At 65.7% G+C, this 19,330-nt stretch carries 16 protein-coding genes and 2 pseudogenes; 6 read left to right on the top strand and 12 right to left on the bottom strand.

Annotation, left to right across the window (positions count from 1 at the left end; all coding sequences use genetic code 11):
- Positions 1-90: 90 nt before the first annotated feature.
- Positions 91-510: a 3-isopropylmalate dehydratase gene (locus IB256_RS02435; RefSeq protein WP_138215369.1), complete on the top strand. Its 420-nt coding sequence runs from the start codon at positions 91-93 to the stop codon at positions 508-510.
- Between the two features lie 19 nt (positions 511-529).
- Here IB256_RS02435 and IB256_RS02430 read toward each other — a convergent pair whose 3' ends face one another.
- On the bottom strand, positions 530-967 hold the full coding sequence (locus tag IB256_RS02430) for an HIT family protein (protein ID WP_192291458.1): 438 nt from the start codon (positions 965-967) through the stop codon (positions 530-532).
- 153 nt (positions 968-1,120) lie between these two features.
- Here IB256_RS02430 and IB256_RS02425 point away from each other — a divergent pair, with 153 nt between their 5' ends.
- Positions 1,121-1,825, top strand: a complete 705-nt coding sequence (locus IB256_RS02425) for a glutathione S-transferase N-terminal domain-containing protein (RefSeq protein WP_192291460.1) — start codon at positions 1,121-1,123, stop codon at positions 1,823-1,825.
- A 78-nt stretch (positions 1,826-1,903) separates the two neighbouring features.
- On the opposite strand, the gene hrpA is transcribed toward IB256_RS02425, so the two are convergent.
- The 4 genes and pseudogenes from hrpA to fadD1 all read right to left on the bottom strand — a co-directional run bounded on the left by hrpA (position 1,904) and on the right by fadD1 (position 9,542).
- Positions 1,904-5,923 (bottom strand): ATP-dependent RNA helicase HrpA, encoded by a 4,020-nt coding sequence (gene hrpA, locus IB256_RS02420; RefSeq protein ID WP_192291462.1) that lies wholly within the window; start codon positions 5,921-5,923, stop codon positions 1,904-1,906.
- A 163-nt stretch (positions 5,924-6,086) separates the two neighbouring features.
- Positions 6,087-6,686, bottom strand: a pseudogene (locus tag IB256_RS30940) (methyl-accepting chemotaxis protein); the annotation flags it as partial.
- Positions 6,687-6,944: 258 nt separating this feature from the next.
- A pseudogene (locus IB256_RS30935) lies at positions 6,945-7,817 on the bottom strand (cache domain-containing protein); the annotation flags it as partial.
- Between the two features lie 39 nt (positions 7,818-7,856).
- Complete coding sequence (gene fadD1 / locus IB256_RS02410; RefSeq protein ID WP_192291466.1) at positions 7,857-9,542, bottom strand: long-chain-fatty-acid--CoA ligase FadD1; 1,686 nt, start codon at positions 9,540-9,542, stop codon at positions 7,857-7,859.
- A 444-nt stretch (positions 9,543-9,986) separates the two neighbouring features.
- On the opposite strand from fadD1, the gene IB256_RS02405 reads away from it, so the two are divergent.
- Positions 9,987-10,223, top strand: a complete 237-nt coding sequence (locus tag IB256_RS02405; protein WP_192291468.1) for a YdcH family protein — start codon at positions 9,987-9,989, stop codon at positions 10,221-10,223.
- 79 nt (positions 10,224-10,302) lie between these two features.
- Here the strand turns inward: IB256_RS02405 and fadD2 are convergent, their stop codons facing one another.
- Positions 10,303-11,991 (bottom strand): long-chain-fatty-acid--CoA ligase FadD2, encoded by a 1,689-nt coding sequence (gene fadD2 / locus IB256_RS02400; RefSeq protein ID WP_138215374.1) that lies wholly within the window; start codon positions 11,989-11,991, stop codon positions 10,303-10,305.
- Positions 11,992-12,297: 306 nt separating this feature from the next.
- Here fadD2 and IB256_RS02395 point away from each other — a divergent pair, with 306 nt between their 5' ends.
- From IB256_RS02395 to IB256_RS02385, 3 genes are all read left to right on the top strand, one after another.
- Complete coding sequence (locus IB256_RS02395) at positions 12,298-13,251, top strand: alpha/beta hydrolase (RefSeq protein ID WP_192401152.1); 954 nt, start codon at positions 12,298-12,300, stop codon at positions 13,249-13,251.
- Positions 13,248-13,718: a MaoC family dehydratase gene (locus IB256_RS02390; RefSeq protein ID WP_138215376.1), complete on the top strand. Its 471-nt coding sequence runs from the start codon at positions 13,248-13,250 to the stop codon at positions 13,716-13,718. Before IB256_RS02395 ends, IB256_RS02390 begins: the two co-directional genes overlap by 4 nt.
- A gap of 142 nt (positions 13,719-13,860) precedes the next feature.
- On the top strand, positions 13,861-15,036 hold the full coding sequence (locus tag IB256_RS02385; protein WP_192401150.1) for an MFS transporter: 1,176 nt from the start codon (positions 13,861-13,863) through the stop codon (positions 15,034-15,036).
- Here IB256_RS02385 and IB256_RS02380 read toward each other — a convergent pair.
- The 6 genes from IB256_RS02380 to IB256_RS02360 all read right to left on the bottom strand — a co-directional run bounded on the left by IB256_RS02380 (position 15,020) and on the right by IB256_RS02360 (position 19,326).
- Positions 15,020-15,874 (bottom strand): HlyD family secretion protein, encoded by an 855-nt coding sequence (locus IB256_RS02380; RefSeq protein ID WP_192291474.1) that lies wholly within the window; start codon positions 15,872-15,874, stop codon positions 15,020-15,022. The genes IB256_RS02385 and IB256_RS02380 overlap by 17 nt on opposite strands.
- A 13-nt stretch (positions 15,875-15,887) precedes the next feature.
- On the bottom strand, positions 15,888-16,097 hold the full coding sequence (locus IB256_RS02375; RefSeq protein WP_037010214.1) for a DUF1656 domain-containing protein: 210 nt from the start codon (positions 16,095-16,097) through the stop codon (positions 15,888-15,890).
- Positions 16,084-18,072, bottom strand: a complete 1,989-nt coding sequence (locus tag IB256_RS02370) for an FUSC family protein (RefSeq protein WP_192401148.1) — start codon at positions 18,070-18,072, stop codon at positions 16,084-16,086. The genes IB256_RS02375 and IB256_RS02370 overlap by 14 nt, the downstream gene beginning before the upstream one ends.
- A gap of 182 nt (positions 18,073-18,254) precedes the next feature.
- Positions 18,255-18,365 carry a cytochrome c oxidase subunit CcoM gene (gene ccoM / locus IB256_RS30850; RefSeq protein WP_277873429.1) on the bottom strand — a complete coding sequence of 37 codons (111 nt, stop codon included), beginning with the start codon at positions 18,363-18,365 and terminating at the stop codon, positions 18,255-18,257.
- A 203-nt stretch (positions 18,366-18,568) separates the two neighbouring features.
- Complete coding sequence (locus IB256_RS02365; protein ID WP_088419735.1) at positions 18,569-18,730, bottom strand: hypothetical protein; 162 nt, start codon at positions 18,728-18,730, stop codon at positions 18,569-18,571.
- Positions 18,727-19,326, bottom strand: coding sequence for an alpha-ketoglutarate-dependent dioxygenase AlkB family protein (locus IB256_RS02360; RefSeq protein ID WP_192401146.1), 600 nt, complete (start codon positions 19,324-19,326; stop codon positions 18,727-18,729). The genes IB256_RS02365 and IB256_RS02360 overlap by 4 nt, the downstream gene beginning before the upstream one ends.
- Positions 19,327-19,330: the final 4 nt, after the last annotated feature.

Below are 19,330 nucleotides of genomic sequence, written 5' to 3'. Positions count from 1 at the left end.
GACTACTCCAATTTCCCACAGCGCGTAGCCCAGCCGACGGAAACCGGTCGGATGGGCTAGCCTAGGCTGCATTGTCCATGGAGGAAGTCTATGCGTTCGATCCTTGCCGTCCTGTCCCTGCTCGCGCTTTCCGGCTGTGCTTCGTACCAGAGCGATGAAGTCCAACCCGTCCCCACCGACCGCCTGCTGGCCTACCAGCAACCGGGCAAGGACAGCGTCCAGGTCGATGTCACCCGCGACGTGGGCTACATTGGCGGCGGCTGCTTCGTCGCCCTCACCATCGACCATGAGATAGCCGCGCGCATCGGCAAGGGTGAGTCGGCCAGCTTCCACGTGCCGGTGGGCAAGCACGTGGTCGGCATCATCGGCGACAAGGACGGCGACGGCCTTTGTAGCAAGGCCATGCTGCGCCGTGAATTGCTGGTGCCGCTCGAGCCGGGCGGCAACAACGCCTTCCGCATCGTCAGCGACAACCGCACCGGTTTCGACATCAAGCCGGCGGTCGAGTAACCGCCAGCCCGGGTGCGCCTCAGCCGTTCAGGCGGGCAACGAGGCGCGCCTGCAGCTTCTCCAGCTCCCCCGCATCGGCCTTGTTCGCCGCGTGGATGCCCAGGCCCTCGCCGGCATAGCGCGGGACGATGTGCACGTGGATGTGGAACACCGTCTGGCCGGCCGGCGCGCCGTTGAACTGGGCGACCTGCACGCCATCGGGATTGAGCTCCTCGACGATCACACCGGTCAGGCGCTGCACCACGCGCATCACCTTGGCCAGTGCATCGGGGTCGACTTCGAGGATGTTGCGCGCCGGGGAATTCTTCGGAATCACCAGGGCATGGCCGTAGGACTGCGGGAACAGGTCGAGGAAGGCGAGCACGTCGTCGTCCTCGTACAGCTTGAAGCAGGGGGCCTCGCCACGAATGATCTGGGCGAAGATGTTCTGCGGATCGTAAGTGCCTTGCAGGCTCATGCTGGGTTCCTTGTCTGGTGACCGCGTCGGGGGCCGGTTGCTTGTCTAAGGGCCGCACCATACCGGTTTGTCGCGCACGGGTCATGACCGTGGCCGCGCGGAGGGCTATCCTGAGGGCCGACTCAAGATCCCGCTCACCTGACCGGAGTATGCATGTCAGACCTTTCCGCGTTCCTCATCACCCGCAAATGGCCCGCCGAACACCCTGACCGCCTGCAGCTGTACTCGCTGCCCACGCCCAACGGCGTGAAGGTGTCGATCATGCTGGAAGAGCTCGGCCTGCCCTACGAGCCGCACCTGGTCAGCTTCGAGCGCAACGACCAGATGTCCCCGGAATTCCTCTCGCTGAACCCGAACAACAAGATCCCGGCGATCCTCGACCCCAACGGCCCGGACGGAAAACCCCTGGCGTTGTTCGAGTCCGGCGCGATCCTGGTCTACCTCGCCGACAAGACCGACTCGCTGATCGCCCCCGGCGCCAGCGGCCGCTATGAAACCCTGCAATGGCTGATGTTCCAGATGGGCGGGATCGGCCCGATGTTCGGCCAGATCGGCTTCTTCAACAAATTCGCCGGCAAGGACTACGAGGACAAGCGCCCGCTGCAGCGCTACGTGGACGAGTCCAAGCGCCTGCTGAGCGTGCTCGACCGCCACCTCGAAGGCCGCGACTGGATCATGGGCGAACGCTACACCATCGCCGACATCGCCACCTTCCCGTGGATCCGCAACCTGGTCGGTTTCTACGAGGCCGGCGATCTGGTGGGTTTCGACAGCTTCCACAACGTGAAGCGTGTGCTGGAGAAATTCCTCGCACGGCCGGCGGTGCAGCGCGGGCTGAACATCCCCAAGCGCGACTGACCTCGGAATATTTCCTGTAGGAGCGCGCCATGCGCGCGAATCGCGGGCATGGCGCGCTCCTACAGGGGACTCCACAGGTCAGGCCTCGACCTGGCTCCACTGCTTCGACAGGCGCTTGTCCGACACCGGCACCTTCGTCCCCAATTGCTGGGCGAACAGCGAGACGCGGTATTCCTCCAGCATCCAGCGGTACATCACCAGTTCCGGGTCGCGCTTGCCTTCCTGGGCGTGCTTGGCCAGGCGCGCCGAGTACTGTTCCCAGTAGCCGGCCATCTCGCCGCTCCACACGCGGTCGCGCTGGACCTGCCCGGCGACCTTGTCCAGACGCTGCTCGACCGCCTTCAGGTAGCGCGGGTATTCCTTCAGCCATTCCAGCGGCGTATCGCGGACGAAGCCTGGGTAGACCAGCTTGGCCAGCTGCCCCTTCACGTCGTTCAGCGGCACCGTCATGGCTAGGTCGACCTTGCCTTTGAAGCGCTTCTGCAGGCCGTGCCAGAGCTTGAGGATTTCCAGGGTCAGACGGGCGATGCGCTCGGCGTGTTCGGTCCAGGCGCCGCGCTTCTTCTCGGCCAGCGACGCGAGCCCGGCGCCATCGCGCGGCAGGTTGCTTTCGCCGTCGAGAATGGCGCTCTCCAGGCTGGCCAGCAGGATGTCCTCCACCAGCGACTCGACGCGGCCCAGTTCGCGGTAGAGCAGGCCCATGTCGGTCTGGCCCGGCAGCTTGCTGCGCAGGAACTTGGCCGGCTCCGCGAGCTGTTGCAGCAGCAGGCGCTGCAGGGCGCGGCGGTGCTGGTAGTCGGCCTCGGCCTGGGTCGGGAAACGGTTTTCCTTCACCACGCCGGCCTCTTCCACCAGCGCCGGGTAGACCGTCATCGACAGCCCGGCGACCTTCTGCTGGAGCTTCTCCGCGACTTCGCCAAAGCCCTTGGCTTCCACCGGCTTCTGCGGCTTGTCCGCCTGCGGGATCGCCAGCGCGGCCTGGCTGGCCTCGGCGAAGCGCGCGGTGAGTTCAACGAGGTCGCGGCCTTCGCCGAGGAACTTGCCACGGGCGTCGACCACTTCGATGTTCATCCGCAGGTGGCTTTCCACCTGAGTCTCGGCCTCCGCCCAGGCTTCTTCCGGTACGCGGCTGCCGGTCATGCGCTGCAGCTCGCGGCCGAGGGATTCGGACAACCCGCCCTCGGCGAAGACCATCTTGCCCAGCGCGGCGCGGACGAAGTCCGGCACCGGCACGAAATTCTTGCGGATCGCCTTCGGCAGGCTGCGCACCAGCTCGATGCACTTGGCCTCCAGCAGCCCCGGCACCAGCCATTCCAGGCGTTCGGCGGGCAGCTGCGGCAGCAGCGGAGCCGGCACGCGCACGGTCACGCCGTCCCGCACGTGGCCGGGCTCGAAGTGGTAGGTGAGCGGCAGCTGCAGGTCGCCCAGGCGCAGGCGGTCCGGGTAGAGGCCGGCGGTGACTTCGCTGGCGTCGCGGGCGAGGACGTCTTCCTCGCGCATGATCAGCAGGTCCGGCTGCTGCCTGTGCTCACGCTCGTACCACTTCTCGAAGCTGGCGGACTGGTAGATGTCTGCCGGCAGGCGCTCGTCGTAATAGGCGAACAGGGTTTCCTCGTCGGCGAGGATGTCGCGCCGGCGTGCCTTGGCTTCCAGCTCGTCGAGCTTCTCCAGCAACTGGCGGTTGGCTGCCAGGCACTTGGCGCGGCTGTTGATCTCGCCGCGCACCAGCGCCTCGCGGATGAACATCTCGCGGGACACCGGCGCGTCGATCGGGCCGTAGTTCACCGGGCGACGGCCGATGATGATCAGGCCGTAGAGGGTGACCTGCTCGTAGGCCACCACCTGGCCACGGCGTTTTTCCCAGTGCGGCTCCAGGTAGTTTTTCTTCACCAGGTGCCCGGCCAGCGGCTCCAGCCAGTCCGGCTCGATCTTCGCGACCATGCGGGCAAACAGCTTGGTGGTCTCCACCAGCTCGGCGGCCATGATCCACTGCGGCTTCTTACGGCCGATCACGCTGGAGGGGTGAATCCAGAAACGCCTCTGGCGCGCGCCGAGGTAATCGCCCTCCTCCGCCTTCTGGCCTATCTGGCTGAGCAGGCCGGAGAGGATCGCCTTGTGCACGGCGGCGTAGTCGATGTCGCGGGCCTTTGGCTCGTCCGCCTTGGCGACCGGCTGGCGGCCACGGTTGTCGTGCTGCCTGGGCTGTTCGCGAGCGGGCTCGCTCTTGCGCTGGGCGCCTTCCGACTTGGAGCCGAAGGGCAGCTGCAGCTCACGGCAGATCAGCGTCAGCTGGCGGTGCGCATCACGCCACTCGCGAAGGCGCAGGTAATTCAGGAAGTTCTTCCGGCACCAGTTGCGCAGCGGGTTGGAGCCCAGCGCCTGGCGCTGCTCCTCGAAGCCGCGCCAGAGGTTGATCAGCGCGGCGAAGTCCGAGTCCGGGTCCTTCCACTGCGCGTGTGCCTGGTCGGCGGCCTGCTGGCGGTCCATCGGCCGCTCGCGCGGGTCCTGCACGGACAGCGCGCTGGCCACGGTGAGCACTTCCGGCAAGCTGCCCAGTTGCGCCGCTTCCAGCAGCATGCGGCCCAGCCGCGGGTCGATGGGCAGGCGCGCCAGCTGGCGGCCCAGCGGCGTCAGCTGGCCCTCGCGGTTCACCGCCGAGAGCTCCTGCAGCAGGGTGAAGCCGTCGTTGATCGCCTTGCCGTCCGGCGGCTCGATGAAGGGGAAGGCCTCGATGTCACCCAGGCGCAGGTGCAGCATCTGCAGGATCACCGCCGCGAGGTTGGTACGCAGGATTTCCGGATCGGTGAAGGCCGGGCGCCCGTTGAAGTCTTCCTCGCTGTACAGGCGCACGCAGATGCCCGGTTCGACCCGGCCGCAACGGCCCTTGCGCTGATTGGCGCTGGCTTGCGAAACGGCTTCGATGGGCAGGCGCTGGACCTTGGCGCGGTAGCTGTAGCGGCTGATCCGCGCGGTGCCGCTGTCGATCACGTAGCGGATGCCCGGCACCGTCAGCGAGGTTTCCGCGACGTTGGTGGCGAGCACGATCTTGCGCCCCGGCATCGGCGCGAAGATCTTCTGCTGCTCGGCCGGCGTCAGCCGCGCATAGAGCGGCAGCACCTCGGTATGGCGCAGGTTGGCCTTGCGCAGCATGTCGGCAGCGTCGCGAATCTCGCGCTCGCCGGGGAGGAACACCAGCACGTCGCCGGGGCGCTTGCCGATTTCGCGCTCGTGGGCGGCGATCTCGTCCAGCGCGCGGAGGATGCCCTGGTCCACGGAGAGGTCGTCGAACAGCGCTTCGCCGTCCTCGTCCACTTCCGCCGCCAGCGGACGGTACCAGGTGTCCACCGGGTAGGTGCGCCCCGAGACCTCGACGATGGGCGCATCGCCAAAGTGCTTGGAGAAGCGTTCCAGGTCGATGGTCGCCGAGGTGATGATCAGCTTCAGGTCCGGCCGGCGGTGCAGCAGGGTCTTCAGGAAGCCGAGCAGGAAGTCGATGTTCAGGCTGCGTTCGTGGGCTTCGTCGACGATGATCGTGTCGTAGCGCTCGAGGTAACGGTCATGTTGGGTCTCGGCCAGCAGGATGCCGTCGGTCATCAGCTTGATCAGTGTGCTGTCGTCGCTCTGGTCTTCGAAACGCACCTGGTAGCCAACCAGCGAACCCAGCGGCGTGCCGATCTCCTCGGCGACGCGGGTGGCCACGCTGCGCGCGGCCAGCCGGCGCGGCTGGGTGTGGCCGATCAGGCCGTGGGTGCCGCGGCCCAGCTCCAGGCAGATCTTCGGCAGCTGGGTGGTCTTGCCCGAGCCGGTCTCGCCGGCGATTACCACCACCTGGCTCTTTTCCAGCGCGGCCTTGATCTCGTCGCGCTTGGCGGCGATGGGCAGGCTGTCGTCGTAGCGGATCTTCGGGATGCTCGCACGACGCGCCTCGGCCTTGGCGCAGGAGGCCTGGAAGCGCTCGGCCCACTGGGCGAGCTTGGCCTCGTCGGGGTGCTTGCGCAGTTCGTGGAGCTGCCGGCGCAGGCGATGGCGGTCGCGGATCATCGCGTGATCCATGCGCTGCAGGAGCTGTTCGGGGGTCGGCGTACTGTCTGTGGTCATCGGCTTCGCGGGCATCAGGCGGGAGCGGCGCGAGCAGGTGCGGAGCCGGTCCCTGGAATGGGCTGTCATGGCGACAATTCGGGAATTGTCGCAAAAGACCGGCACGGGCCGCCAATCCGATTGCTTGGCGACCCGGTTTGGCGGGGCGTTGCGCCCCGCCGGATCAGATGCGGAACTGGCCGACCAGCTGGCGCAGGCGCTCTCCCAGTCCGTTCAGTTCGGTCGCGGTGCGCGCGCCCTTGGCCGCGTCGTCCGCCACGCTGTCCACGCCCCCGGCAATCTGGTGCACGCTGCGGTTGATCTCCTCGGCCACCGCGGTCTGCTCCTCGGCGGCGCTGGCGATCTGCGCGTTCATCGAGTTGATGGTGCCGATCAGCTGGGCGATGGCATCCAGCGACTGGCCGGCCTGGTTCGCCTGGCCACGGGTGCGCTCGGCCATGTCGCTGGCGCGCTGCATGGCACTCACCGAGCCTTCCGTGGTGCCGCGCAGGCGGTCGATCATCTGCTGGATTTCCCCGGTGCTCTGCTGGGTGCGGCTGGCCAGGGCGCGGACTTCGTCGGCGACCACGGCGAAACCACGTCCGGCCTCGCCGGCACGGGCGGCTTCGATGGCGGCGTTGAGCGCCAGCAGGTTGGTCTGCTCGGCAATGGAGCGGATCACTTCCAGCACGCCGACGATGCCCTGAACATCCTGGCGCAGGGTGTCGAGGGAGTCGCTGCTGCTGCGCACCTCGCCCGCCAGGTCGTTGATCTGCGCGACGCACAGGTCCACTTCTCGCTTGGCCGCCTGGCCTTCGCGATCGGTCTGCTGGGCGGCATCGGCCGCCTGTTGCGCGCTGCGCGCCACTTCCTGGGCGGCGGCGGTCATCTCGTTGATGGCGGTGGCGACCTGGTCGGTCTCGTGGCGCTGGCCATCCATCGCGCGCTCGGAGCGCTGCGCCTGGTGGGCCACGTCGCCCACCAGCCCGGACAACTGCTGGGTGGTACCGGCGACCTGCTGGACCAGCACATGGATCTTCTCGACGAAGCGGTTGAACGAGCCGGCCAGCTCGCCCAGCTCGTCATGGCGACCGAGGTTCAGGCGGTGAGTCAGGTTGCCGTCTCCGGCGGCCATGTCGTCGAGGTTGTCGCGCACCTGCACGATGGGCTGGACGATGGTGCGGCTGAACAGCCCGGCGAGCACGCCGATCACCACCAGCAGCGCCAGCGCCGCGCCGCCCATGAGCAGCAGCAGGTTGTCGATCTTGGCGTCGAAGGCGGCGCCGGCCTCCTTCACTTCACGCTCGACGTCGTCGAGGTTAAGCGAGGTGCCGAACACCAGGTTCCACTTGGGCAGGAAGTGCGCATAGCCGATCTTCGGCACGATGGCGTTGCCGCCCGGCAGCGTGAAGCTGTAGCGCACGTAATGCTGGCCACTCTGGCCCGCCGCCACCAGTTCGCGGATGGCGTAGACGCCATTGGGATCGCGATAGGTGCTGAAGTCCTCGCCCAGGCGCTCGTCGCTGGTGCCCTGGAAGACGCGAACGGAGCGGGTGTCGTAGCCCCAGAAGTAGCCGCCCTTGCCGTATTCGAGACGTTTGAGGATCGCGATGCCCTGTTCGCGCGCCTGGGCATCACCCTGGGTAGCGGCCTGGTAGACCGGGCCGACGGCAGCCAGCGCCACGTCGACGAAGTTCTTCAACTGGGCTTCGCGGTCCTGGGTGAGGTTCTCGCGGATCTGCGCTTCCTGCTGGCTCGCCAGCTGCTTCAGGGCAACGGTGGAAATGGCACACAACAGCAGGGTCAGGAGGAGGATCGGCACGATGGCCAGGAGCAGGACCTTGGCGCGCAAACGGAGGGCAGTGTTCAAGGCGTTCACCTCAGGCAGATAAGGGACATGGCTTCCTTGCCCCATCAAAAAACCCGCCTTGCGGCGGGTTTCTTATCTATCGGCTCAGGCCCTGATCTTCTTGAGCTCTTCGTCGCGCAATTCGCGGCGCAGGATCTTGCCGACGTTGGTGGTCGGCAGGCTGTCGCGGAACTCCACGGACTTGGGACGCTTGTAGCCGGTGAGGTTGTCGTGCATGTGCTGCATGACTTGCTCCTTGGTCAGGGTGACGCCCGGCTTGGACACCACGAAGACCTTGATCGCCTCGCCGGACTTCTCGTCCGGGATGCCAATGGCGGCGCACTGCAGCACGCCCGGCAGGGTGGCGAGCACGTCTTCCAGCTCGTTGGGGTACACGTTGAAGCCCGACACCAGGATCATGTCCTTCTTGCGGTCGACGATACGCATGTAGCCGTCTTCCTGGATGATCGCGATGTCGCCGGTACGCAGCCAGCCGGCCTTGTCGAGGATCTCGTCGGTGGCTTCCTGGCGCTGCCAGTAGCCCTTCATCACCTGCGGGCCCTTGACGCACAGCTCGCCGCGCTCGCCCAGCGGCAGGTCCTGGCCGTCATCGCTGATGACCTTGCACTGGGTCGACGGAACCGGGATGCCGATGGTGCCGATCTGGATGTTCTGGAACGGGTTCACCGAGACCACCGGGCTGGTTTCGGTCATGCCGTAACCTTCGCAGATGGCGCAGCCGGTGACGTCCTTCCAGCGCTCGGCAGCGGCCTGTTGCAGGGCCATGCCGCCGGAGAGGGTCAGCTTCAGTGCGGAGAAGTCCAGCTTGCGGAAGCCTTCGTTGTTGCACAGGCCGACGAACAGGGTGTTCAGGCCGACGAAGCCGGTGAACTTCCACTGCGAGAGTTCCTTGACCATGCTGGCCAGGTCGCGCGGGTTGGTCACCAGGATGTTGTGGTTGCCGGTGAGCATCATCGCCATGCAATGGAAGGTGAAGGCGTAGATGTGGTACAGCGGCAGCGGGGTGATGAGGATCTCGCAACCTTCATTGAGGTTGGCGCCCATCAGTGCCTTGCACTGCAGCATGTTGGCGACCAGGTTGCGGTGGGTCAGCATCGCGCCCTTGGCCACGCCGGTGGTGCCACCGGTGTACTGCAGCACGGCGACGTCGTCGTTGTGCGGCGAGACTTCCTTCACCGCCTTGCCACGGCCCTTGGCCAGGACATCGGTGAGCTTCTGCGCATTGGGGATGTTGTAGGCCGGAACCATCTTCTTGATGTTCTTGACCACGAAATTGACGATGAAGCGCTTGAGCGGCGGCAGCATGTCACCCACTTCGGTGACGATGACGTTGCGGATGCCGGTCTTGGGCAGCACTTCCTCGGCCAGGTGCGCCATGTTCGCCAGGCACACCAGCGCCTTGGCGCCGGAGTCGTTGAACTGGTGCTCCATTTCCCGCGCGGTGTAAAGCGGGTTGGTGTTGACCACGACCAGGCCGGCGCGCATGGCGCCGAAGACCACGACCGGGTACTGGAGCACGTTGGGCAGCTGCACGGCGATGCGGTCGCCGGGCTTGAGATCGGTGTTCTGTTGCAGGTAGGCGGCGAAGTCCCCGGAGAGCTTGTACATCTCACCGTAGGTCAGGGTCTTGCCCAGGTTGCTGAAGGCAGGCTTGTCTGCAAAACGTTGGCAGGATTCTTTGAGTACCGCGAGGATGTTCGGGTACTGGTCAGCGTTGATCTCGGCAGCGATCCCCACTGGGTATTTGTCCTTCCAGAAATTGTCGGTCATGGAAGCCCACTCCTAAGCAACAGCTCATCTTTACCGCGTTCGCGGTTCTTTGTTGTGTTTATGTCGCTTTCCCCTGCTCGGGGAGCGAAAAGCGGGCCGAGATTATCAGCTTTGAGAAACAGCGACCAGCACCAAACACAGCCTTGTCAGTAAGAAAAATGACCAGAGACAGGCTTTCTGGTCACCATCGCTCCACTCGTCGGAAAAGCCCGTGCCAGAAGGCTCGCAGCCTTGTTGGATTGTCCGACAAAGTGGATTTCAGAGAAATGAAACCGGAAAAAAGAACGGAAAGTGCTCCTCGGACCGGTCGCCGTGACAGGGTATATCGTCGGAGTTCGATCAGGCGATTTCGCCCTGCCCCACGCGGCGTCTTCAATGATCTGCCTCAACACTCTCCGGGTCGGGATCTCGCAAAGTGCTGGTGCACTCTCCTGGAGAACCCTCATGTTTCCCGAATACCGCGAAAAGATTACCCGCCTGAAAGCTGAAGACCCGCATTTCGCCAGGCTCTTCCATAGCCACAACGATCTCGACCAGGAGATCAAGAACATGGAAGCCGGCATCACCCCTGCCTCCCACGACGCCATCGAGGCGCTGAAGAAGCAGAAGCTGCAGCTCAAGGACGATCTCTACGAAATCCTGCGCAAGAAAGACGGCTGCTGCGGCGGCTGTGGTGGTTGAGCGGCCCCGGCCAACAATCCGTCACCCATAAAAAAGGGGGCTGATCGTGGATCAGCCCCCTTTTTCATTCACGCTCGCCTCAGGCGGTTTCGCGCAGCTCGCGGCGCAGGATCTTGCCCACCGGCGTCATCGGCAAGGCATCCTTGAGCACGATGTGCTTGGGCACCTTGTAGCCGGTGAAGTTTTCCTTGCAGTAGGCCTTGAGCTCCTCGACGGTCACACCGCCCTCGCGGGCCACCACGAACAGCTTCACGGCCTCGCCGGATTTCTCGTCCGGCACGCCGACGGCCGCGCAGTTGGCGACTTTCGGGTGGGCCATGACCACGTCCTCGATCTCGTTGGGGTAGACGTTGAAGCCGGAGACGATGATCAGGTCCTTCTTGCGGTCGACGATGCGGGTGAAGCCGTCCGGGTCGATCACCGCGATGTCGCCGGTGCGCAGCCAACCTTCGGCATCCAGGACCTCGGCGGTGGCGTCCGGGCGCTGCCAGTAGCCCTTCATGACCTGCGGGCCCTTCACGCACAGCTCGCCGCGCTCGCCCAGACCGACGTCGTTGCCGTCGTCGTCGATGACTTTCAGCGCGGTGCCCGGCACCGGCAGGCCGACGGTGCCCAGGCGCGCGGCATCACCGTAGGGGTTGGTGCTGACCACCGGGGAAGTTTCGGTGAGGCCGTAGCCTTCCACCACGGTGCAACCAGTCATGGCCTTCCAGCGCTCAGCGGTGGCGGTGACCAGCGCGGTGCCGCCGGAGTTGGTGACCTTCAGGTTGGAGAAGTCCAGCTCCTTGAATTCCGGGCGGTCCATCAGGGCGACGAACAGGGTGTTCAGGCCCAGCAGCGCGGAGAAGCGCCACTTCTTCAGCTCCTTGATGAAGCCGGGAATGTCGCGCGGGTTGCTGATCAGCACGTTGTGGTTGCCGTTGACCATCATGCACATGCAGTTCGCGGTGAAGGCATAGATGTGGTACAGCGGCAGCGGCGCGATCATCACCTCGTTGCCGACCTGCATCAGCGGCTTGCCGTCCGGGCCGTGCTGCTGCAGACAGGCGTGCACCTGCTGCATGTTCGCCACCAGGTTGCCGTGGGTAAGCATGGCGCCCTTGGCCACGCCGGTGGTGCCGCCGGTGTACTGCAACACCGCGATGTCTTCCAGGCCGACCTTGACCGGCTGCAGGCCATGGCCACGGCCCTGGCGCAGGGCGGCCTTGAAGGAGACGGCCTGGGGCAGGTTGTACTCCGGCACCATCTTCTTCACGTGCTTGACCACGGTGTTGACCAGCAGCCCTTTGAGCGCGGGCTGCAGGTCGCCCATCTGCGCCTCGATCAGGTATTCGATGCCGGTATCGGGCAGCACTTCCTGCACCAGCTTGCCGAACAGGTTCACGTAGACCAGCGCACGGGCGCCGGAATCCTTGAACTGGTGGCGCATTTCGCGGGCGGTGTAGAGCGGGTTGGTGTTGACCACAATGAGGCCGGCGCGCAGGGCGCCGAACACGGCGATGGGGTATTGCAGGATGTTCGGCATCTGCACGGCGATGCGGTCGCCGGGCTTGAGATCGGTGTGCTTCTGCAGGTAGGCGCCGAAGGCGGCGGACAGGCGGTCCAGCTCGGCGTAGGTCAGGGTCACGCCCATGTTGCTGAAGGCCGGACGGTCGGCGAATTTCTTGCAGGAGCGCTCGAAGACTTCCACCACCGATTTGTAGGCGGTCAGGTCAATGTCGCTGGGCACGCCGGCCGGGCGTTTGTCGTTCCAGAAATCAGGTTGCATTTATTCTTGTCCTCATACCTGAGCGAAACCGAACCGTCATTGCGGTCATTCGACGGAAGCTAGCAGTTCCTTTGGTCATCGCAAAGACTCCAGGCGGCGTCATAGACTGCGTGAATCTTGCGCCACCATCCCGGCATGGCGCGGGATAGAGCCGACGGCCGCCTAGGACGGGACTTACACGACAACGACCGTGTGCTGTCGGCAATCCATACAGGAGATGTCCCGGCGTGGCAGAATCGCCCCGTCTGGCCCGCTCCATGGCCCCATTCCAATAAGAATCGACGAACAAGAAACAGGATGGACCCCATGCCCTACGCCGCCTACTGGCTTGCCGCCAGCGACGAGACACCGCTCTACACCCGCCACTGGGCGCCGGAAGGCCCGTCCCGCGGCGCCCTGATGCTGTCCCACGGCATGGCCGAGCACGCCGGCCGCTACGAGCGCCTGGGGCTTGCGCTGAACGCAGCCGGCTACCACCTCTACGCCATCGACCAGCGCGGCCACGGCCGCACCGCCGAGAACGGCGAGCTGGGCCACTACGCCGACCGTGGGGGCTGGGGCAAGGTGATCGGCGACCTGCATACCCTGAATCAGCATGTGCGCGAGGAACACCCGGACCTGCCGATCATCCTGCTCGGCCACAGCATGGGCAGCTACATCGGCAGCGCCTACCTGATGCAACACAGCGCCAGCGTGAAGGCGGCGGTGCTGTCCGGTTCCAACTACCAGCCGGTAGGGCTGTACAAGAGCGCCCGCGTGATCGCCCGCTTCGAGCGCTGGCGCCAGGGCCCGCTGGGGCGCAGCGCGGTGATCGACTTCCTGTCCTTCGGCTCGTTCAACAAGGCCTTCAAACCCAACCGCACCGCCTTTGACTGGCTCAGCCGAGACCCCGTTGAAGTCGACAAATACGTCGCCGATCCGCTCTGCGGCTTCCGCTGCAGCAACCAGCTATGGGTGGACCTGCTCGGCGGTCTGGCGGATATAACGCCCGTCGAGCACCTGTCGCGCATCCGCAGCGACCTGCCGGTGATGGTGATCGGCGGTGAGCGCGACCCCGTGAGCCAGGGCAAGCGCCTGAACGATCTTGCCCAGGCGATGACCCGGGCCGGGGTTCGTGACGTCCAACTGAAGATTTATCCCGACGCTCGCCACGAGTTGTTCAACGAGAGCAACCGCGACGAGGTCACCCGCAACCTGATCGACTGGCTGGCGGCGCACTGCCCCGTCCCGCAGGTCGAGAGAACCGAGGAGCCCCTATGACTTCCGTGCAGAACGTCCCTTACGAAGAACTCGAAGTCGGCCAGAAGGCCAACTTCCAGCGCAGCGTCACCGAGCGTGACATCCAGTTGTTCGCCGAGGTCTCCGGCGACCGCAACCCGGTACACCTGGACGCCGAGTACGCCGCCACCACCCAGTTCAAGGAGCGCATCGCCCACGGCATGCTCACCGGCGCGCTGATCAGCGCAGCGATCGCCACCACCCTGCCCGGCCCGGGCACCATCTACCTCGGCCAGAACTTGAGCTTCACCCGCCCGGTGAAGCTCGGCGACGAACTGACAGTAGAGCTGGAAGTGCTGGAGAAACTGCCGAAGAACCGCGTGCGCATCAGCACCACCGTGCTCAATCAGGACGGCAAGGCCGTGGTCAAAGGCGAGGCCGAAGTCATGGCGCCGACCGAGAAGCTCAACATCGAACTGCCCGCCCTGCCGCCGATCACCATCGGCTGAGGCGCGTTCCGGGGCCGGCCGTCCGGCCCCGGAAACTTGTATACAGTTTCTCCCTCGACTACCCTGCCCCCGTCACACCACATCCATTTGGGATAACCGAAGGCTTCGTGCCCGAAACCCCTCACCGGGAATCGGAGCCGCCATGGACCTTCGACTGCTGTTGCTGTCCTTCTGCACCTTCGCCGCGGGCCTCGCCGAGGCCATCCTCACCGGCATCCTGCCCTCGCTCGCCGCCGATCTGCACGTCTCCCTCAGTCTCGCCGGGCAGCTCACCAGCCTGTTCTCCCTGAGCTTCGCCATCGCCGCGCCCTTGCTCGGCTGGCTCACCCGTGGCGCCGACTGCCGCCGGCTGCTGGTCATCACCCTGCTGGTATTCGCCGCGTTCAACGCGGGCGCTGCGCTGAGTCCCGGCTACGTTTCGCTGCTGCTGATGCGCATCGGCATGGCCGCCTGCTGCGGGCTGCTGATCATGCAGGCCAGCCTGCTGGCGGTGGAGCTGGCGCCGCCGGTCCAGCGCGGGCGCGCCATCGGCCTGATCTTCATGGGCATCAGCGGCTCGCTGGTGTTCGGCGTGCCGGCCGGCGTGCTGGTCAATGACGGGTTCGGCTGGCGCTGGATCTTCGCCGCCATTGCCCTCTACTCGCTGCCGCTGGCCGCGCTGCTGCGGATCGCCCTGCCCCGCCGCACACTGGATAGCCCGGCCAATGGCGCGGCCTACCAGCGCCAGCTGCGCAACCCGGCGCTGAACCTGGCACAACTGGTGTCGATCCTGCTGCTGGGCGGGCACTTCACCCTGTTCGCCTACATCACCCCGTGGTTCCAGCAGGTCGCCGGGATCACCGACAGCCAGGGCATCGCGCTCACCCTGCTGCTGATCGGCCTGGCGGCCATCGGTGGCGGCTACCTGGGCGGCTGGCTGAGCGACCACCTCGGCCATCGCCGCGCGCTGCTGGTGGTGCCGGCGCTGTTCGCCCTGGCGATGCTGGCAATCCCGCTGAGCCTCGGCCACCCGTGGCTGCTGCTCGGTGCGCTGATGGTCTGGAGCACCATCAGCTGGATGATCTCGCCGGCGGTGCAGAGCTACCTGCTGGCCAGCGACCCGGTCAGCGGCAGCGCCGGGGTGGCGCTGAACACCTCGGCCATGCACCTGGGCGTGGCCCTCGGCGCAGCGCTGGGCGGTGCGGTGATCAGCCTGGCCGGCATCGCCTGGACGCCCTGGGTGGGCGTCTCGCTGGTCACCGCGTCGATCTTCTGCGCGTCCTTGTCCTGCTGGCTGCAGCGCGAGCGGGCAGACGCCCCGCTCACGGTTTTACGGTGACGCTGGCGGTCATGCCGGCGCTCAGATGTACGCCCTCGGGCACCTTGTCGAGGTGGATACGCACCGGGATGCGCTGGGCCAGGCGCACCCAGTTGAAGGTCGGTTCGACGTTGGCCAGCAGCTGGCTGTCGGGGATCGCGTTGCGGTCGGTGATGCCGCTGCTGATGCTTTCCACCGTGCCTTCGATGGCGATGTCGCCGCTCATCAGCACCACCCGCGCCGGCTGGCCGATGCGAATGCCGGGCAACTTGGTTTCCTCGAAGTAGGCGGTGACATAGAAGGACTTCTGATCCACCAGCGCCATCATCGCCTGGCCGGCCTGCACATAGTTGCCCTGGGCCAGCCGCAGGTTGGTGATCTGCCCGTCGCGCGGGGCGCGCATCTCGCTGCGAGTCAGGTTCAGTTGTGCCAGGCGCACCTGGGCCTGTGCCTCGTCGTATTCGCTCTTGGCGATGGAAGCATTGATCTGCGCGGTTTCCTTGTCCTCCGCGCTGATCGCCGCGATGCCCAGCTTGCTGCGCCGCGAAGCCTCGCTCACGCGCAGCAGGTACTGCTGGTGCCGGGTCTCGGCCAGGGCCTTGGCCTGCTCCAGGTTCGCCGCGTAGCGCTCGTGGTCAATGCGCATGATCAGGTCGCCAGCCTTGACCTGCTGGTTGTCCTGCACGGCGAGGTCGGTGACCCAGCCGGAAACGTCCGGAGCTATCACCACCACGTCGGCACGCACGCGCGCATCTCGGGTCCAGGGCGACAGCATGTAGTAGCGCCACAGCCAGGTACCGGCCAGGACGGCGGCAATGACCAGGACGATGGTGACGGTTACGCGAAGGTATCCGCGCATACAGCTTCTCCTCTCAAGGCGCTGCGCTGAGCGCCCAGGTGATGGCGCAGAGAATCAGCACGAACAACGCGCAGTCGAACAGCGCCTCGTGCCAGATCCAGCGCCCGAAGGGGGTGGCCTGCAGCAGCAGGCGCAATACGACCGTCAGGCCCAGGGCAAGCACCGCATAGATGAACAGCGGGCTCAGGAACACTCCGCCCCAGCCGAACTCATGCAGTCCCATTGGCGTCCTCCAGACGGCACCACTGGCGCCAGGTATGGCGCAATTGCGCCAGCGCGGCACGGGCCAGGCGGTTGGGTTCGTTGTCGCCCTGCAGATCGTGCGCGAGGGCTTCTTCCAGAGGCGGGCAGAGGCTTTCCAGGCGCTGCTCGCGCCCGCCTCCGGGGCCTTTTTCCAGCACGCTGCCCAGCGCGCCGAGGAACTGGTCGCGCCGCTTGCGCAACTGCCCCTGGGCGCCGCTGAGGCAGGAACGCAGATGGATCAGCTCGTTGCCCAGGTCCAGCGCCAACAGACCATCCTGCCAGCGCCGCTGCTCCTCCTTCGGCAACAGGGTGTAGTGCCGCGCCAGGCGGATCAGGCGGTCGGCCATGCGCCCGCCGAACCAGCTCTCGGCTTCGGCCAGCGGCCGCCGGGTCAGGCGTCCGAGGTCTTCGCAGGTGGCCTGGATCAGCCGCCGGTTGAGCCAGTCCGCCGGCAGCGTGAGCAGGCGGAACACCAGCACGGCGAAGCCGACGCCGATGACGATGCCCTGCGCCGAATTGAGGAGGTTGGCCAGGTCGTACTTCATCACGTTGCTCGGCGCCACCAGGGTGATGAAGTGGATCGAGAAGGATGTCGCCGTACCCGCCAGCGCCGGCGTGGCCATGCCCAGCAGGGCGAAGAACAGCGGCACGCCCAGCGCCAGGCAGAGCAGCGGGAAACCGTTCCACTGTGGCAGCAGCCATTGGCTGACGATGGCGGCCGCCGGAATCGCGTAGAGGATGCCGCGCAGGAAGCCCAGGCCGATGGTGACGGCGTTGTCGCGGTTGGCGAACAGGCTGCAGATTACCGCCGCGAGCAACATGCCGCCGGTAGCCGCCGGCCAGGCGGTGGCCATCCAGAAGGCCGACATGCCCAGCAGCGCCAGCGCGCTGCGCAGGCCATAGAACAGCGCCATGAGCCAGTCGCGGTGCCAGGACAGGGTGCCGGTGGCGACATCGTCCACCCGCCCGTCCGCCACCGCGCGCATGGTCTTCTCCGAGTTCAGCGCCTTGAGCAGCAGCAGCGCGCAGCGGGTCAGGCAGTAGCGCAGGTCGTTGGAGTAGCTTTCATTCAGGCCGGCCTCCTGCAACCGTTCCTGCAGCGAGCGCATGGCGTCGACTTGCGGGTCCTCCAGGGTAGCGCGCAGCTCCTCGTACCAGGGTTGCAGGCGCGCGCGGTCCTCGGCATCCAGCACGCTGCGCTGGCGGGCCACACCGCGTGCGGTGCGCAGCAGGCTGAGCAGGTCGCGGGAAAGAATCCGCAGCGCACGCGAACGCATCCGCCCGCGGTAGCCCTCGAACCAGGCGTGGTCACGCTGCACATCGACTTCGACGATCTTGCCCAGCGCCTGCAGCAGTCCCTTTATCTGCCGCGCGTCGGCATCGATCTCACTGCGCGCGGCCTGCATGCCGGTGAGCCAGGTGGCGTGGGCCTGCTTGTCCAGGTTGGCCTCGACGCGGCGCGGCCAGAGGATGGCGCTGACCGCCGAAGCGCAGAGAATCCCCAGGCAGATTTCCGTACTGCGCGCCACAGCCTGGTCGAAGACATCCAGCGGGTGACTGATTGCCGGCAGACCGATGATCGCCACGGTATAGCCCGATAGCACGAACGCGTAAGAGACGTGGTTGCGCAGGGAAGTGGAAGCGGCGGTACAGAGGCCGAGCCAAAGCGAGATGGCCAGCAGGAACAGCCAGGGCGTCTGGGCGAACAGCGCGAGCATCACCACCGACATGACCGTGCCGATCAGGGTCCCGATCAGCCGGAAGATGCCCTTGGCCACGACCATCCCCGACAACGGCTGGGACACGATGAACACCGTCATCAGCGCCCACTGCGGCTGCTCCAGGTCGAAACGGAAGGCGCACCAGAGCGCCAGGCCGCCGGCCAGGAGGGTCTTGATCGCGAATTTCAGCGCCAGCGTATCCGGCGCGAGGAATGCCTGTAGCGTAGGTCGCACGCGGTCTCTCGAAAGGATCCGGATCTATCGCTTAAAGATAGCCGGCAACGGGGATGACGGAATCGTTGTCGATAATATTATTAGCAGGCTAACAATATGTCATCCCGACTTTCGTCGAGGCAAAAAAAACGGGCGACCTAAGTCGCCCGAAGTGCCTTGCGTGCTCTGTGTATCCGTAAGGATCAGCCCTTCTTGTGGCTGTCCTTCCAGATGAAAATTCCGACCCCACCGAAGAACAGAACCATGAGGCCAACGGTAAGGACGCCTGCGAGAACCACTTCGTCGATGAACATGATGCTGGCCTCCTGTTGCCTACATCGTCTGGGGATGTGTGCAGATTACCGGCGGCCGGGCGGGACCAATTGACCTGGATCAATGGTCGACCAGGCGCTTTCCGGGGAGGGCCGGAGCACTGACGCAGGTCAAGTTCCGGAGGGTGTCGGGTGCGGCGGGAAGCCGCGCAGAGCGGGGCCTTGCGGCCCTGGGAGGGGGTAAATCAGCGTTTCTTGGGCTTGCTCTTGCCCTTCTTGCGCGGCTTGCCCAGCGGCAGCGCCTGCTCGAAGGCCTTGCGCACGTCCTGCAGACGCTTTTCGTGCACGTCGTGGATGCGCTTGTCGCGCTCGGCGGTGAAGTCGATCAGCTTGTCGTCGTTGCTCATGGCAGGGCGTGCACCAGGCGGAAAGTCAGATTCAGGCGCGGAGCAACCGGACGGCGCGTCTTGGCAACCTGATGTTGCCAATAATGCTGTGTCGCGCCAGACATGACCAGCAGCGATCCGCCGGACAACTCGATGGAGTGTTCGATTGTGTTTCGCCCCTTGCGCCGCAGATCGAAGCGCCGCGTACCGCCAAGGTTCAGCGAGGCCACCACCGGGTTGCGCCCCAGTTCCGGCTCGTCGTCGCTGTGCCAGCCCATGGAGTCCTGGCCATCGCGGTAGTAGTTGAGCAGCACGCCGTTGAAACGCTGGCCGGCGGCCTGTTCCACCGCCGAGCGGATTTCCGCCAGCAGCGGCGTCCAGGGCAGCGGCACGTGGGTCTGGCCGGAATAGGTATAGAAAGCCTCGGGATCGCCGTACCAGTTGACCAGGCGCGGCACCGGGTAATCGCGCCCGTGCAGGTGCACGATGGTCTGTTCCCAGGGCGTCTGTTCGAGCAATTGCTCCAGCCACTGGGCCGCGCGCGACGGCGGGCACCAGTCGGGGACCAGGCGCAGCTCGGCATCGGGGAGAAGGATCGGGGCGTCGTCGAACAGCATGGAA

The sequence above is a fragment of the Pseudomonas sp. PDM17 genome (assembly GCF_014851985.1).
Classification (GTDB): domain Bacteria; phylum Pseudomonadota; class Gammaproteobacteria; order Pseudomonadales; family Pseudomonadaceae; genus Pseudomonas.
Note: the sequence above shows the minus strand (reverse complement) of the source record. Positions and strands in the feature narration are given on the sequence as shown.

Excerpts from the sequence above, each read along its gene's own strand:
- IB256_RS02380 (WP_192291474.1), bottom strand. The coding sequence starts at position 15,874 with ATGCGCGGATACCTTCGCGTAACCGTCACCATCGTCCTGGTCATTGCC.
- ccoM (WP_277873429.1), bottom strand. The coding sequence starts at position 18,365 with ATGTTCATCGACGAAGTGGTTCTCGCAGGCGTCCTTACCGTTGGCCTC.
- IB256_RS02360 (WP_192401146.1), bottom strand. The coding sequence starts at position 19,326 with ATGCTGTTCGACGACGCCCCGATCCTTCTCCCCGATGCCGAGCTGCGC.
- IB256_RS02405 (WP_192291468.1), top strand. The coding sequence starts at position 9,987 with ATGTTTCCCGAATACCGCGAAAAGATTACCCGCCTGAAAGCTGAAGAC.
- fadD1 (WP_192291466.1), bottom strand. The coding sequence starts at position 9,542 with ATGACCGACAATTTCTGGAAGGACAAATACCCAGTGGGGATCGCTGCC.
- IB256_RS02375 (WP_037010214.1), bottom strand. The coding sequence starts at position 16,097 with ATGGGACTGCATGAGTTCGGCTGGGGCGGAGTGTTCCTGAGCCCGCTG.
- IB256_RS02385 (WP_192401150.1), top strand. The coding sequence starts at position 13,861 with ATGGACCTTCGACTGCTGTTGCTGTCCTTCTGCACCTTCGCCGCGGGC.
- IB256_RS02395 (WP_192401152.1), top strand. The coding sequence starts at position 12,298 with ATGCCCTACGCCGCCTACTGGCTTGCCGCCAGCGACGAGACACCGCTC.
- IB256_RS02390 (WP_138215376.1), top strand. The coding sequence starts at position 13,248 with ATGACTTCCGTGCAGAACGTCCCTTACGAAGAACTCGAAGTCGGCCAG.
- IB256_RS02425 (WP_192291460.1), top strand. The coding sequence starts at position 1,121 with ATGTCAGACCTTTCCGCGTTCCTCATCACCCGCAAATGGCCCGCCGAA.
- hrpA (WP_192291462.1), bottom strand. The coding sequence starts at position 5,923 with ATGACCACAGACAGTACGCCGACCCCCGAACAGCTCCTGCAGCGCATG.
- IB256_RS02435 (WP_138215369.1), top strand. The coding sequence starts at position 91 with ATGCGTTCGATCCTTGCCGTCCTGTCCCTGCTCGCGCTTTCCGGCTGT.
- fadD2 (WP_138215374.1), bottom strand. The coding sequence starts at position 11,991 with ATGCAACCTGATTTCTGGAACGACAAACGCCCGGCCGGCGTGCCCAGC.
- IB256_RS02430 (WP_192291458.1), bottom strand. The coding sequence starts at position 967 with ATGAGCCTGCAAGGCACTTACGATCCGCAGAACATCTTCGCCCAGATC.
- IB256_RS02365 (WP_088419735.1), bottom strand. The coding sequence starts at position 18,730 with ATGAGCAACGACGACAAGCTGATCGACTTCACCGCCGAGCGCGACAAG.